Genomic DNA, 15,191 nt, shown 5'->3' on the forward strand with positions numbered 1-15,191 from the left:
GTATGGAGCCTTGTCCGAAACAAGATTCAAGCGGATGCCATGTTCCAGATAGGCTTTCAATCCACATAAAACGATCGTAAATCCTTCAGTTGAATTCAGTGCCTGTTTCACTTTTTCATCCGAACTGCCCTTGAAACCTGAATCTGTTATGGTCACGAAAGTTTCGTTTTCCGCTAGAGCCGTAAAGGTCCACTCCACCAAGGTGCCCCAATCCAGCAAAATCCGCTTGTTTACTTCAATTTCTTTGACTTCGACATCCGCGGTAGCTCCGTACATAGCCCAATGCCATTGCACGTGTGATCCAGCCTCTAATTTGCCAGTGCCGTGAGTAAACCAGAATTTCGACGTCATCTCAGGATCGATAAAAGCTTCAAACACCTCTTGAACAGGCTTTCGAATCAGCATTTCAACTTTAACTATCGGATCTTGAAGAAGCTCACCCATCTTCCATGCCTCCATTACTTGCCTGTTTTTCACTATCATAGCATAGGATGATGACCAACCAAAAATAAAAGCAGTTCCCACAGATACGTTCTCCGTGAAGACTGCTCTATCTCCTTACTATCCAGCAACTTAGACAAAATGATGGCCACATGACGAACAGAACTTGGTGTCAGCCGCAACAACTTTACCACATGTGCATTCTTTTTCATTCCGAACCTCGGCAATTTTCTGCTCAAGCTCACTAATCTCTTGATTGATTTGTGCGATACCTTGGCAATACTCCGAAACATTGGCTTCCACCTGTGTGTAATCTCCAGATAGATAGGATGTGTACACCGATTCGCCGATAATTTTGTAAATTTTATCAATTTCTCTCTCTTTCAATGAAACTTGCGTTTTGAATTTCGTTATTTCCACGGTTTGTTGTGCTTTTTTCGCCGCTTCCGATGCCCCTTGCTTAACTTTATCAAAAAATGACATTTGCCTTCCACTCCCCAGCCCAATAAGTTATTCGGTTCATAACGAATCATATGCGAAAATGTCGGAAAGTAATACCGTGTGACAGGCTAATCTTGCAATCCCTTGCCTTCGAGAATGTGCTGCTCATATTTTTCAATTCTGGAAACCCGGGTTTTCGATTGCTTTGGTTCCGAAAAATGAAGTAAGTAGGCTCTTTGCCGTCCAGGTGTCAACGCTTCGAAAGCTGTTTGCAACGCAGGTTTTAGTTGACACGCCTGAATAATTTTTCTTAACCTTTTGGCTTTCCCATAAAATTCATCAACTGAAATACTCATTCTACTACTTACCATGAAAGAACACCTTTCTTGTTCATCGTGTAATGCTAAGTTCAATTGTACTACTTTTCTAATATCCCTACTATTTTATTCAGTCTTATACATTTGGTACGGATACCAGTAAAGTAAACAGAAAAAAACGTACAAGTTTACTTACCCTTGAACGGTTCTATTCCCGCAATACTTTTCCCCTCACGGAATTCGGAAGGGGTTCGGTTTGTGATTGTTTTGAACACACGATTGAAATGTCTAATATTCGTAAATCCAGTTGAATCCGAGATGACTTGAATCTTTTCATCGGAATAAAGCAGAAGTGACTTCGCCTTCTCAATCCGTTTCTCCGTTAGGAAGTCTATGAAGGACTGGCCTTGTTTGCTTTTGAACAAAGAACTGAGATAGGACGGACTGAGATAAACGATCTCGGCCATCGTATTTAACGTAATCGATTCCGCATAATGCTCCTCAACGTAACGAACTACAATTTCTACGGGGCTTGTCACGATCTTCTTCTGACGGTTCCCGATACAAACGGTTAGGTCACCAAGAAGCTTCTGACACCGCTCAATCAACTCTTTACTGGATGAATACGAGTAAATATCCACCAACACCTGCTTCACATCTGTGTTCTGCAGCCATTGCTTCACAATGGCCAAATTCACGGCCAACTCGTAGAAGTGCAGCAGCATTTTGCAAATTTGTTGATGAATGATCTCAGGATCCTTCCACTGCTGACAAAGCTTGGTTACATAAAGGCTGGCTTGCTGCTGCACATTTGCCAAGTCGCCCTCTTGGACGAACTGATTCAAGGAATGCCAATCGGCAGCGTGCCAATCGAGCTTTTCCATTTTCATCTCGGCAACAATCTCGTTGGAAAGCAAGCGATCCCCGCCAATAACTAGACGATAAAGCAGCGCTAATCCAGCCTCTTTATAGGATTTGGAAATGGATTCCAAGTCCTTAGCCGGACTACCTAACCCGAAAGTAAGGGTAAAATTGGATTGCACCCGGATTTCCTTCCGAATCCGATTCGTCAGCTTTTCCATATCTACATGAATAGATGTAACATTCTCATGGTTAATTAACGCAACAACTTCCGTTTCATGATGAATGAACACATAACCTTTGAAGCTCTCATCGAGACTCTCTTGTATAAATTGCTGAATATAGATCGAAAACAAAGATGGATTCAACTGATAATAACGCTCATCCGTCACCGAATCACGGTCCAGCTTGGCAATTAGGCAACTGATAGTAGCATGCGGAAACTGAATACCCACATTATCAAGCAGCTCTGCCTCGCCATGGTGGACATTTCCCGTGATAAGACTCGCCAACACGTGCTGGCGCATCCCATTCTGAACTTGTTGATCCATACCACTCGATTTATTCGGTCTTTTTTCAGTTAACCATTCTTCCTGCAGTTTCGTAAGTAACGCATAGAGCTCTTCCCGCTGAAAAGGTTTCATCAGGTAATCCTTAGCACCCAATCGCAAAGATTCACGCGCATATTGAAAATCGTTATACCCGCTCATCACCACACAAGAAATATGCGGATACCGCTCTTTCACAATATATTGGAGCTGAATCCCGTCAATTCTAGGCATTTTGATATCCGTAATGATCAAGTCAGGCTGCAACTCTTCAATCTTATCTAACGCTTCTGCCCCATCCCTTGCTTCATCGATGACAATCCACTCACTTTGCATATCCGTGATCATCAAACGTATCCCTTTGCGGAATATCGTCTCGTCGTCCACGATCAAAATACTAGGCATCGATAATCCTCCCTTCGTAATGACCTTCGATCAGCGGTAACGTTAATGTAATCGTCGTTCCTTRCTTCAAATTACTCTCGATAGTGACACCATACTGATTCCCATAACGCAAGGCAATTCTGCGATGTACATTCATTAAACCTGTACCGCCCGTGCCCTCTTCGGTTGTCGTCATTTGGAACTTTCGATTAAGTAAACTCTGTAATTGCCCAGCACTCATGCCAGCGCCGTCATCTTGAATTTGAATCAACATATGGTTATCCTGTTTCTTCCCGATCAGGCTGATCGTGCCATAGCCATTTCCTTTGTCAATGCCATGTACAATTGCGTTCTCCACGATTGGCTGTAAAATAAAACGAATGACCGAATTGCTCTGCAACTCCGGTTCTATGCGAACATGGAACTTAATTTTATCCTCAAAACGAATTTGTTGAATCGCCATGTAGCCCGTCACATGCTCTATTTCCATATGGAGAGGAACTTGGCTCTGATGACTATTAATACTGTAACGTAAAAGTTTACTAAGATGATTCGTCATTTTCACAACTTCTTTATTGCCTTGAATTTCAGCATACATACTAATAGACCCTAATGTGTTATATAAAAAATGCGGGTTAATTTGACTCTGAAGAGCCGAGATTTGGGCATTTTTCTCTCTGATCTCCGACTCATACAAGCGATAACCTAGATCACTGAGCTTGGAAACCATGATATTAAAGGATTGACTTAGCTGACCAATCTCATCACGACTATGAATCGGAATCGACACGGCTAAATCACCTACGACAACTTTTTTCATGAGATTCCGTAATTCACTGATCGGATTCGTGATCCGAAGGGCAAATAAAGTGAAAATAATGATCGCTAGCAGCAAACATACCGCACCAATGCCAATAATATAATTCCTCACATAAACCGTGTCTTGTAACAAAACCGCAAGCGGAACCATCTCGATCATCGTCCAACMCGTTAAGGGTGACGTATAGTAGGAAACGAGCTCCGAATCGTTATTTTGTTTGTAGACGACAGTCCCTATGCCTTTAAATTGTTTAAATTGATCCGCATCGGGACCGCTAACCATGCTTTTATAAATCATCGAACCTTCATTATCCACGATCATGATATTTTTCTTATCATTGGAGATCGCCTCAATCTTATTGCGGATGATATTTTTGTCTACATCAAGAACGAGGTACGCTAGATCAGCACCGGTATCCACACTTCGAATTTTTCTAGCAAAAGAATACACTTGATTCAATGTACCCATTCCTTGTTTATTAAAAGTACCTAGATATACCATCTTCCCCGTCTGTGAAACCTTGCTGTACCAAACTTCATTCTTCACATCGCGTGGCATATAGTTGGCTTGTTCTTCCGACATCGCAGTATACGTATTCCCGCCTCTAGTACGAAATAGGGTCAGCCCAGAAATATCCACAYGCCCATTRGCAAATACTCGCTTCGCAAAATCCTCAATCGTTACACGATCATTAAAGGAGAGATTAGCACTCGTCTGCTCACCAAACTCCAAATACTTCATGATTTGCGGAGATTGATATGGTAATAACGTTAACAGATTAAGCTCATTTAAATACGTATCGATATTAGCAGTCAGTTCCTTCACCACGTCCATCTGATATTTCCCTGTATTTTTCTGAATGGATTCCGAATAGCTCGTAAATGTTAAATAACTGGCAATTCCCAGTGGTACCGCGATAAAAACAGCACTCAACACAATCAACTTCATCGCAATTGGCAAATCTTTGATCAACTGCAGCTTATTTTGCAATCGTATTTTGCTGGATTTGAAGATTCGTGTTAATGATCTTTTGCGCATTTTGCAGCACCTCTTGTGGCGTGATTTGGCCCGCCATCATCTTCTCAAACTCACGCACAATTTCATCGTTAATCGTTCCCTGCMGCGGTTGATTTGGGAAATATTTCACATCATCGGCTGCACTGGCATAGTCCGGACGGTATTTCAACTTTTGAAACTCCTCGGAAGCGACAGCTTTCTTCACTGCCGGAATATGCCCGGCCTTCGCCCAGCTAGCTCCTTGAGCAGCTACCCAATTCGMGAATTTAAGCGCAGCTAGCTGCTTTTGCTTATCTGGTTTTTCATGATAGGGGAGCGAAAAAGTATGAGAGTCTCCCCATGCCGCAGGATGATCGTAGATTTGTGGAATTTTGGTCACGCCGAAATGTAAATCTGACACTTGCTCTAACGTTCCTGTTCCCCATACACCTGAAATTAACGTCGCTGCCGTGCCTTTGGCAAAGCTTTGAACCTGATCATTGATATTCGGCAAAATGAGCTTCTTCGTGTATAGCGAATTAACGAATTCCAAAGATTTTAGTGCAGACGGATTGTCAATCGCGGCCGCTTTGCCATCGTCGGTATAGAAACGTCCGCCATCTTCGTTCATTTGATTATAGAAAGAGTACCAGATCCAGAAGGAGTCGATCCTTACATTGGGTTCAGCTAACGGCGTCACATTCGACGGCACACTAGCACGGATTTTCTCCAGAAAGTCTAAGTACCCTGCTTCTCCGCTAGCCATAATCGGCTTTTCTTTCTCGTCCAAAAGGCCCGCCAGTCTCAGCCAATCCTTGTTGTAGTACATGACTTCTAAGTGCGTATCCAGCGGGATACCAAGATGCTTATTGTCAGCTATCGTGCTTTGTAGAATCGTCGGGTTAAAATCATCCCAATGCACGCCAGCTTCCATGGCTAGCGCATTCAAATCTGTCAGGAATCCAGCAGGTGCGTACTGCGAGTACTTGGCCGAGTGAACGATGGCGATATCCGGGGCCTCTTCCGTCACAATGGCCGTGGACAACTTCGTATAATAATCACCTGAATTATTGTTAATTTGCTCTATTTTCACATGATCTTTATTCTCATTATTGTATTGCTGAATGAGCTCAGCCATAAACTGCCCATCTCCACCACTAAATGGCGTCCAAAAAGTAATCCTAAGCTTACTCGCTGTAGGCTCATCCAGCGTGGGATCTATCTGCGAATCGCATCCTACCGTGCACGTGCTCAACAAGAGAAGAAAACATGTCGCTTTTGCTGCTTGCTTACCTAGTCGTTGTCTTCTGCTCAGATGAATCGCCTCCATGCCTTCAAACTATGYCTTCATTATACAAACTTAAGCGGAGGCAAGCCAATGACCTATTTCCGTTAGTCATGGACATATTTTTGGATTTCTAGACAAAAAGAAGCAGAAACGCCCGGAAAGGGTGTTTCTGCTTCTTTGAAGTGGTGGCCTGTGGCCGCGTGCTACACGTGTGGCGGTAGCGGCATTTCGTGTAAGTCGATAAAATCGACTTACGCGTGGCGATTTCGGCCTTTCGGGTCATGTAAGTCGATAAAATCGACTTACACGTGGCAACTTCGGCCTTTCGGGTCGTGTAAGTCGATAAATTCGACTTACGCGTGGCGATCACGGCCTTTCGGATTGTGTAAGTCGATAAAATCGACTTACACGTGGCGATTTCGGCCTTTGGGGTCGTGTAAGTCGATAAAATCGACTTACGCGTGGCGCCCCCCTCGCGCACTCGCGAATTCTTGGCCGCGCGACGACTTTAGCGCCCCTTTGGGGCGCTATCCTTCGCTTTCGCGAGAACTCCCACCCGCGCGACGCTCCTCGCTCCCAAATCTACTCCCCGCCAGGCACCGCAATCGGCACGCCCTCCGCAATCGGCGTACCGAAATTCGGAGTACCATCCTTATTCCATTGGAAAGGCTGCATACGCACGTTGCGGTTCCAGCCTGAACCTTGGGTTTTCGCAGCGTGGTACACGAGCCAGTCCTCTTTGCCATCCACGGACTTCACAAATGAGTTATGCCCTGGACCGAATACTTGATCCGTTTTCGAAAACACTGCCTTCTCCCCCTTCTTCCAAGAAGCTGGATTCAGCACATCACTGCTCATCTCCGTACTCAGGATGCCCAGACAATAGTCATCGGTCCAGCTGCCGCTAGCCGAATAGATCACATGAATGCGATCACCATGCAGTAAGACCTGCGGTCCCTCATTAATCGTTGGATTACCGACCAGCTCCCAATCATACGTTGGACGTGAGATTTCAACAGGCTTTCCACTAATCGTGTACGGATTACTCATTGGCGCAATGTACAGATGCTGACTTACATTGACGGCACCTTCCCATCCCGACCAGATGAAATACAGCGATCCATCCTTCTTCTGCAGCGTAGTTCCATCAATCGCCCAACGGCCATCGGTGTCCATCATCCCTTTATCAACGTAAGCACCTAGCGGATCGTCAGTCACAGATTCGAGGACAAACATACGATGATTCTCATTCTGGCCGTCATCAGCGGCATAATAGATGTACCATTTTCCAGCTATAAAATGTAATTCAGGCGCCCAAATATTGGAAGTATTCGCACCTGCTACTGGCGGGAACCAGACGTCTTTGTACTCAGCCTCTCCCAACCCCGTCAGCGTCTTCGATTTCCAAATGCGGATGGAATTCCCCGTTGTATGCGTATAGTAGTAAGTGCCATCTTTCGTGGTGACCCATGGATCTGCCCCATTATCCATAATCGGATTGGTAAATGTATTCGATTCCTTCGCCTTAGAAACAACGATTTCAGTTTCTTTCACTGTGCTCTCTGCAACTCCTTTCGTACAACCTGCTACAAGCATGGTACTCAATATTAAGATGCCTAATTTCCGCATGAAAAGCCTCACCTCTACCTTTTCGCTTCTCATATCTGCACTATTGCTTAACCCCTGTTGCGGTAATCGATTGAATGAACTGTCTTTGACCAATGAGGAAAATGATCAACGTCGGTACCGTAGATAAAGTCGCAAGTGCCATTAATTTGCCATAGGATTGCACGAAACTTCCTGTCGCCATAACCGCTACACCAGCCGTTAACGTACGCATTTCGAGATCCGTTACTGTAAAGAATGGCCAGACATAATCATTGAATACACCCATAAATGTGAAAATCGCTAACGTTGTTACAATAGAAATGGACGATGGCATCAATACAGACGTAAATACTTGCCATTTATTGGCCCCGTCAATCCGTGCTGCTTCAATAATCTCATTTGGAAACGATTGGAAAAATTGAATTAACATAAACACGCCGAGCGCCCCACCTGAGTATGGCAAAATGAGCACATAATACGTATTAATCAGATTGAAATTACTGAAATTCAGATATTGAGGAAGAAAGGAAATAATGCCCGGCACCATCATCGATCCAACGAATAAGGCGAAAAGCATTCTTTTAAAAGGAATATCTAACTTCGCTAACGCGTAGGCAGCCATCGCATCCAATATAATGACTAGGAATGTCGCAGCATATCCTACGAAAAAGGAGTTAAACATCCAACGGAAGATCGGAACCTCCACATCACCGCCAACAAAAATGGTATGGAAATTGTCCCACGTAAACTCTTCTGGAAATAAATGAAATACAGGTGACATGACCTCTACGTCCGTCTTGAACGAATTGGAAAACATCCATAATATCGGCAAAATGAAAATGATCCCTAGTATGGAAGCAAGCAGTACATAAAAGATTTTCAGTGATTTCAACGTCCTCTACTCCTTCCTGCTCGTGACTTTGAATTGAATAACAGACACAATCATGATCGTTAAGCCCATAAGAATCGCCATTGCAGATGCTGAACCGATTTCTCTAGCCGTGTAAGCTGTTTGCAAAATCCCCATCAATAGCACCTTCGTCTCATCCCCTGCATTACTCATCAAATTCGGCTGCGCAAAGATGTTGTACGAAGCAATCGTCGAAGTAATCAATACAAAAATCAAGACGGGTCTGATAAATGGTAGTGTTATACTCTTCAGTCTGTCCCAACCGTTGGCACCGTCAATTTTGGCAGCTTCATAGAGATCCTCAGGGACACCATTTAGTGCATTAACGAAGATAATCATGTTGAAGCCGATCGTCCACCAAAGTGTAGCGATTACTAACGCAAACCACACGAAAGGCGTATCCAACAGCCAAGGAACCGGATCGAACTCACGAATCCCAACTTTTGCAAGGAGTAGATTGATGAATCCGCCTGTGACGTCGAACATCCGCTTCCAAATAACCGCCATGACCGTAGCAGATACCGCATAGGGGATGAAATAGATCGAACGGAAGAAGGATCGTAATCTCGCTGGAAGTGCATTCAACAATAAGGCAAATCCTAGTCCCACTATGACTAAAAAAGGAACTGAAAACACGACGAATTTCAAGGTTGCTTTCATTCCGATGAAAAATAAGTCATTTTCTTGGGTTCCGCTCGTAAATATGTTCCGGTAATTGTCAAAGCCCACGAACGGATGCACAGGATCTAGCAGGTTGTACTGCTTCAAGCTAATGATGAACCCGTAAATGATGGGGATCAGCGTAAAGGCTAAGAAGGCAATAAGATAAGGTAATATGAATAAGCTTGATGTCAGCTTGGATTTCCAATGTGATGGGGTAGGCACTTGATTCCCTCCTCTTCTTTAAAAGGGAAGACGGGTACTGGGTACCCGCCTTTCCATGATGTTTCGCTATAGTTACTTCTTCATGGCTGCAGTCGATTTGGCTGCTGCATCATCTAGCGCAGCTTTTGGATCTTTTTTACCTTGAAGGGCGTTCGCAAGCTCGCTCCAGATACTGTCTGAAATCGGACCCCAATTTAATACTTTTGGCGCAAATTTCACATACTCAAATTCCTTCGCTACTTCGGTTTGTTGCTGAGTCATCGCTTGGAAAGCTGCGCTATCGCGAACTACTTTGGATGCAACCGCTTGACCAGACTCCGCCCAATCAATGGAATTTGCATTCACATATTTCAAGAAATCACCAACACCAGCTAGGATATTGGCATCGGTTGTAGCTTTAGGAATTACGAAGTTATGGGAACCGCCGAATACGGCTTGTTTTACTGTTCCTAACTGTGGAACCGGAGCTACACCATAATTAATTTTCGCTTTATCAAAGGCATCTTTCGACCATGGACCATTAAAGTGCATCGCGCTTTTTCCTTGTTGGAACAAGTTGAAATCGCCATCAGCCGCAACGGTTGGAGGTGATACCTTCATCGTTGTTAAACTTCTCATAAAGGTAACCGCTTCTACACCTGCTGGTGAGTTGTAGGCGATGTTGCCTTTATCATCTAAGAAATCCCCGCCATTTTGGAACAAAATTGTTGGGAACAAGAAGTTTTGGATCCAGAAGGTTGGCATCGCTGCCCCCCATATTCCTTTGGAAGCATCCGTCAGTTTTTGCGCAGCATCAACGAACTCTTGACGATTCGTTGGTACCTTCGTAATACCAGCAGCTTTGAACAAATCCTTGTTGTAATACATCACTAACGGATGAATATCTAGCGGAATGCTGTACCAGTTATTATCCTTTGTGGAGTATTCCACTGTGGCTGGTGGGAAGTTACTCTTCTCTACACCAACAGCTTTCGCAATCGCATCAACAGGTTGGAGCTGATCCTTAGCAATGTACGTAGGTGTTTGGTCAAGATGCATGATCGCTACATCAGGTACACCTTTTTTCGTAGCAATCGCTGTATCAAGCAGCTTATAGTAGTCACCACTCGGTTGGATCGTCATTTTCACCGTATATTTATCTTGCGATTTATTATAGTTATCCACGATTTTCTTCATAAATGGACCGTCATTACCAGAGAACGGATTCCAGAAGTTAACGGTAACTTTCTCACCGCTTTTCGCTGGCTCTGGGGCTTTCGTTGCGGCTGCGGCTTGTGTTGCTGCTGGGGAAACCGCTGCCGGTGAAGTTTCTGCCGTTTTGGTAGACGAACATCCTGTCAACACCAATGCCATCGATAAACTTGCTGCACCCATCATCTGTAAGCTTTTCATTTTTCCCATCGTCGTTTTAACTCCCTTCAATTTTAAACACACAATTTGTACTTGCTTATCCAGCTGAATTTGTGTCAAAATTGTAGTGAGCTGTGAATTTCAATCGAAATTCATTCTCACTACCGAGAGCGATTCTAAGGAGTTCCCACGCCAATGGACCTTAGATCGCTCTTTCCTTTGCTTGCCATCCCCGTACCTTCATCTTTAGGTTCCTCCACTAGCCAATTCCGATCTGCGCCCTCCTTCACTCGCTTATGTTAACTACAATTTAACTATACGGTTTCCAAGAAAACGTTGCCATGACGATATTCATGAACCATTGGACATATTTTCAGGTATCTGTCTCAATGATCCTTGGATTGTTTACATCCTTATATTGCACGTGAAATAGCTTCCGTTATAAAATTGCTAGTAACTAAGGATGACTATGGACTGCGGAAAGAGGAGCGTGTGCACCAATGAATTTTATGAAGAAATATATCAGGAAGCACTGGAAATTGTTTCTAGTGGCTGTGTTTTTCGTCATGCTGGAAGCGCTTGCGGATTTAATGCAACCAACAATTATGTCCCACATTCTGGACGTTGGCGTTGCGGAGAAACGGCTTGATTATGTGCTGCGCATGGGTGGTTTGATGCTGCTCATCACGGCGTTCGGAGCCGTCGCTGCTTCTACTCGGAATATTGTCGCCAGCCATGTTTCCCAGAAATTCGGCACAGAACTTAGAGCGGATTTATTTGAAAAGATACAATCGCTTTCTTTCACCAATATCGAGCGATTCGAGCGCGCCTCCTTAATTACACGATTAACGAATGATGTGACGCTGGTGCAAAATTTTGTGAATGGTCTCATGCGCATTTTTGTGAAAGCACCTATCTTATGTATTGGTAGTTTAATTATGGCAATAAGGCTGAATATGCATCTGGCTGTTGTCTTACTTATTGTGGTACCGCTCGTTGGTGTGCTCGTGGCATTGAATTTGAAGGTGGGTTTTGCTAGGTACGTTAATGTGCAAAAAGCACTGGACAACGTCAACCGCGTGATAAGAGAATATTTGTCCGGCATACGTGTTGTGAAAGCATTTAATCGGTTTGATCATGAAGCCGGGAAGTTTCAGAAAGCCAATATCGATTATCAGGACAAGTCGATTCAGGTGACAAGACTGCTTGCGATTTTTAACCCCTCCATCCTACTGACAGTCAATTTTGGCATTGTTGCCGTGCTTTGGCTAGGTGCCTGGCGGGTTAATCAACATCAGATGCAAGTTGGTCATATCGTAGCGTTCGTCAATTATATGACGCAAATTTTGTTTGCCTTGCTGACGATTTCGATGGTATTTAATATGTTCGTTCGGGCCAAAGCCTCCGCTACACGGATCGGTGAAGTTTTCAGTCAAATCAATGAAATGACATGGAACGATACCGCTGCCCTGCCTGCTCAGCGTCCTCGAGGCCGAATCGAATTCACGGATGTATCATTTTCCTATGATGGAGCTGTTGGTGAACCTATTTTGAAACAGATCAACTTGACATGCCTCCCAGGAGAAACAATTGGTATCATCGGCTCCACGGGGTCTGGTAAAAGCAGCCTTGTGAGTCTCGTCCCCCGCTTCTATGATGCGAGTTCAGGCTCGATCCGTGTTGACGGTGTGGATATACGCGAATTGGAGCCTTCCAAGCTGCGAGATCGCATTGCAATCGTACCTCAGAACACCATTCTTTTTAGCGGCACGATTGAAGAGAATTTGCGTTGGGGCCATGAGCATGCTACACATGAAGAAGTTGAACAAGCTGCAATTATGGCAGAAGCACATGGCTTCGTTGCAGCATTTCCTGAAGGCTATGAAACGAGGCTGGGTCAAAAGGGTGTGAACTTGTCCGGTGGACAGAAACAGCGGTTATCCATCGCTCGCGCACTAATTCGTAAACCTGACATTCTGATACTCGATGATTGCACAAGTGCATTAGATACTGCAACTGAGACGAAAATCAAACAATCGCTCAAGGAATTTGCCTCAGGCGTGACTTGTTTGATTATTGCACAGCGAATTTCTTCCGTCATGGATGCAGATAAGATCGTCGTTATGGACGATGGTGAAATCGTGGGCATCGGCACACATGAGATGCTAATGACCAGTTGCCGTATCTATATGGAAATATGTCACTCCCAATTCGGAAAGGAGCTGCCACATCATGTCAAAGCCGAATGATAGTTCGCGACAACAAGCACCTGACGTACCGATGATCACCGGACCACTGGGTCGCGGAGGGCGTGCTCCTGCTGTGAAGCCCAAAAATTTTAAAAATACCATGCGCCGCCTCTGGTCCTATATGGGTACAGAACGAAAGTGGTTGACCATCGTCTTCCTGTTTATTCTAGCAGATGCTGCTCTAACCTTAGCTGGGCCCTATCTCATTGGTGTCGCCGTTGATACCATGGCCGGAGGCGTAGTAGATTATAGCGTTCTCGACGTGGTGATGATTGTTCTGATTGCCACTTACATTGCTGATGGCGGACTTACCTTTATGCAAAGCTGGGTTATGGCTGGGCTGGCACAACGTGTCGTGCGGAGACTTCGCCAAACGATGTTTGCAAAGCTGCAGAAGCTGCCCCTTGCTTATTTTGACGGACGCAGCCATGGCGATGTCATGAGCCGACTATCGAACGATATCGACAATGTAAGCAACTCCATCTCGCAAGCAACTACACAATTGATGACAGGATCTATTGCTATAGTTGGTTCTTTTATCATGATGCTTATTTTAAGTCCAACCCTGACGCTAGCTACGCTCATTACGGTTCCACTTGTGTTCTTGCTGGCCAAAACAATTACCAAACGTACTAGCGTGTTATTCAAAGAGCAACAGGCACAGCTTGGCAAGTTGAACGGTCATATTGAAGAAACGATCTCCGGCCTCCTTGTCGTTAAAGCATTCAATCGTGAGCAGAAAGCAATCCAGGAGTTCAACAACGTAAATGGTCGATTGTATGAGGTTGGACTAAAAGCGCAAATCTGGTCTGGTTTTCTGATGCCTATCCTTGGTGTCATCAACAATGTCGGCTTCTCTTCCGTTGCCATCGTCGGCGGTATTTTGGCCGTCAAAGGTCATATTACTGTCGGTGTCATTGCGAGCTTCCTAAGCTATTCGCGCCAATTCGTAAGACCACTCAATGAGATTGCGAACACTTATAATGTGCTGCAATCCGGTGTAGCAGGAGCAGAACGTGCATTTGAAGTGTTGGATGAAGCGGAAGAGGCTGAGGATGAACCAGGAGCCGTAGATCTGGAGAAACCGATTGGTCACGTTACCTTTGAAAATGTAACCTTTGGTTATCGGCCGGATAGACCGATTATTAAAGAGGTCAGCTTCGAGACAGCGGCAGGCAGCAGCCTAGCTCTGGTAGGACCCACAGGTGCGGGCAAAACGACAATCGTGAATCTTGTAACTCGCTTCTATGATTCGACAAGCGGTACGATCTTGATCGATGGTAGGGATATCAAATCCTATACCCGCAGCAGTCTTCGCCGTAGTTTTGGCATTGTGCTGCAGGATACGTATTTATTCTCCGGCACGATTAAAGAAAACATCAAATACGGCAACCCTGAAGCAACGGATGCGGACGTGATCGCAGCTGCTAAACTGGCAAATGCCGACACCTTCATTAGTCGACTGCCTAAGCGCTATGATACGCCGCTCTCTGAAAATGGCGGAAACTTAAGTCAAGGCCAGCGGCAGTTGCTTGCGATAGCTCGTGTTATTCTCGCCGACCCTTCTATTCTTATCCTGGATGAGGCAACGAGCAGCATTGATACGCGAACAGAGCTTCATATTCAGGAAGCACTCCTCTCCATCATGAATGGGCGTACGAGCTTCATTATTGCTCACCGACTGAATACGATTCGGAATGCGGATACGATTATGGTTATCGATCAAGGTATAATCGCCGAGCAAGGCAATCACAACACATTAATGAGTCAAAAGKGAACGTATTCCCGGATGTTTTCTAATCAATTCGTTCAATCTACCCCTACGTCAGAATAATCAGCATGAAAAGGCTGTCTCGAAAGTCAATGTAGACTTTTGAAACAGCCTCTTTTTTTCGTTAATGACCGATGAGAAATCAGCCTGCTTCCCGACGCAATTTAACTGGATTTTCTCCATCTATTTGAAGCAGATCTCTCGAAATTTAAGGTTTAACTGTATTTCCTGTAGTTAAATTCCTTCCATTTGCTCGATTCTTCAAAATTCATATATATTACATGTACTTTTTCCATCTAATCCTCAAAACACGTCAGATTCG

The 15,191-nt window shown here is 44.6% G+C and carries 11 protein-coding genes and 1 pseudogene; 2 read left to right on the top strand and 10 right to left on the bottom strand.

What is annotated here, in order from left to right:
• The 10 genes and pseudogenes from AC1DLM_RS26190 to AC1DLM_RS26235 form a co-directional block, all read right to left on the bottom strand.
• Window positions 1–444, bottom strand: a 444-nt coding sequence (locus AC1DLM_RS26190) for an SRPBCC family protein (protein WP_477571612.1), incomplete at its 3' end; no start/stop codon positions are given.
• A 129-nt stretch (window positions 445–573) separates the two neighbouring features.
• Window positions 574–924: a hypothetical protein gene (locus tag AC1DLM_RS26195; RefSeq protein ID WP_056621408.1), complete on the bottom strand. Its 351-nt coding sequence runs from the start codon at window positions 922–924 to the stop codon at window positions 574–576.
• A gap of 86 nt (window positions 925–1,010) precedes the next feature.
• Window positions 1,011–1,163, bottom strand: a pseudogene (locus AC1DLM_RS26200) (YdeI/OmpD-associated family protein); the annotation flags it as partial.
• Between the two features lie 224 nt (window positions 1,164–1,387).
• A complete protein-coding gene (locus AC1DLM_RS26205; RefSeq protein ID WP_477571613.1) occupies window positions 1,388–3,013 on the bottom strand; it encodes a response regulator in 1,626 nt (541 codons plus the stop codon).
• Window positions 3,006–4,850 (bottom strand): sensor histidine kinase, encoded by a 1,845-nt coding sequence (locus tag AC1DLM_RS26210; RefSeq protein ID WP_477571614.1) that lies wholly within the window; start codon window positions 4,848–4,850, stop codon window positions 3,006–3,008. Before AC1DLM_RS26210 ends, AC1DLM_RS26205 begins: the two co-directional genes overlap by 8 nt.
• Complete coding sequence (locus AC1DLM_RS26215) at window positions 4,792–5,946, bottom strand: extracellular solute-binding protein (RefSeq protein WP_477571615.1); 1,155 nt, start codon at window positions 5,944–5,946, stop codon at window positions 4,792–4,794. The genes AC1DLM_RS26210 and AC1DLM_RS26215 overlap by 59 nt, the downstream gene beginning before the upstream one ends.
• A gap of 732 nt (window positions 5,947–6,678) precedes the next feature.
• Window positions 6,679–7,725, bottom strand: a complete 1,047-nt coding sequence (locus AC1DLM_RS26220) for a glycoside hydrolase family 43 protein (RefSeq protein WP_477571616.1) — start codon at window positions 7,723–7,725, stop codon at window positions 6,679–6,681.
• Between the two features lie 40 nt (window positions 7,726–7,765).
• On the bottom strand, window positions 7,766–8,596 hold the full coding sequence (locus AC1DLM_RS26225) for a carbohydrate ABC transporter permease (protein WP_477571617.1): 831 nt from the start codon (window positions 8,594–8,596) through the stop codon (window positions 7,766–7,768).
• A gap of 6 nt (window positions 8,597–8,602) precedes the next feature.
• Window positions 8,603–9,499 (bottom strand): carbohydrate ABC transporter permease, encoded by an 897-nt coding sequence (locus AC1DLM_RS26230; RefSeq protein WP_477571618.1) that lies wholly within the window; start codon window positions 9,497–9,499, stop codon window positions 8,603–8,605.
• A 72-nt stretch (window positions 9,500–9,571) separates the two neighbouring features.
• Window positions 9,572–10,900, bottom strand: a complete 1,329-nt coding sequence (locus AC1DLM_RS26235; RefSeq protein WP_477571619.1) for an ABC transporter substrate-binding protein — start codon at window positions 10,898–10,900, stop codon at window positions 9,572–9,574.
• A gap of 449 nt (window positions 10,901–11,349) precedes the next feature.
• Between AC1DLM_RS26235 and AC1DLM_RS26240 the strand changes: the two genes are divergently transcribed.
• Window positions 11,350–13,098 (top strand): ABC transporter ATP-binding protein, encoded by a 1,749-nt coding sequence (locus tag AC1DLM_RS26240; protein ID WP_477571620.1) that lies wholly within the window; start codon window positions 11,350–11,352, stop codon window positions 13,096–13,098.
• Entirely contained in the window at window positions 13,082–14,932 is a 1,851-nt protein-coding gene (locus AC1DLM_RS26245) for an ABC transporter ATP-binding protein (protein ID WP_477571621.1), read from the top strand. Before AC1DLM_RS26240 ends, AC1DLM_RS26245 begins: the two co-directional genes overlap by 17 nt.
• Window positions 14,933–15,191 lie beyond the last annotated feature (259 nt).

The organism is Paenibacillus sp. 01T442, from assembly GCF_056398345.1.

What these genes read in the sequence shown, in the direction of transcription:
- AC1DLM_RS26220 (WP_477571616.1), bottom strand. Translation starts at nt 7,725, where the DNA reads ATGCGGAAATTAGGCATCTTAATATTGAGTACCATGCTTGTAGCAGGT.
- AC1DLM_RS26235 (WP_477571619.1), bottom strand. Translation starts at nt 10,900, where the DNA reads ATGGGAAAAATGAAAAGCTTACAGATGATGGGTGCAGCAAGTTTATCG.
- AC1DLM_RS26205 (WP_477571613.1), bottom strand. Translation starts at nt 3,013, where the DNA reads ATGCCTAGTATTTTGATCGTGGACGACGAGACGATATTCCGCAAAGGG.
- AC1DLM_RS26240 (WP_477571620.1), top strand. Translation starts at nt 11,350, where the DNA reads ATGAATTTTATGAAGAAATATATCAGGAAGCACTGGAAATTGTTTCTA.
- AC1DLM_RS26195 (WP_056621408.1), bottom strand. Translation starts at nt 924, where the DNA reads ATGTCATTTTTTGATAAAGTTAAGCAAGGGGCATCGGAAGCGGCGAAA.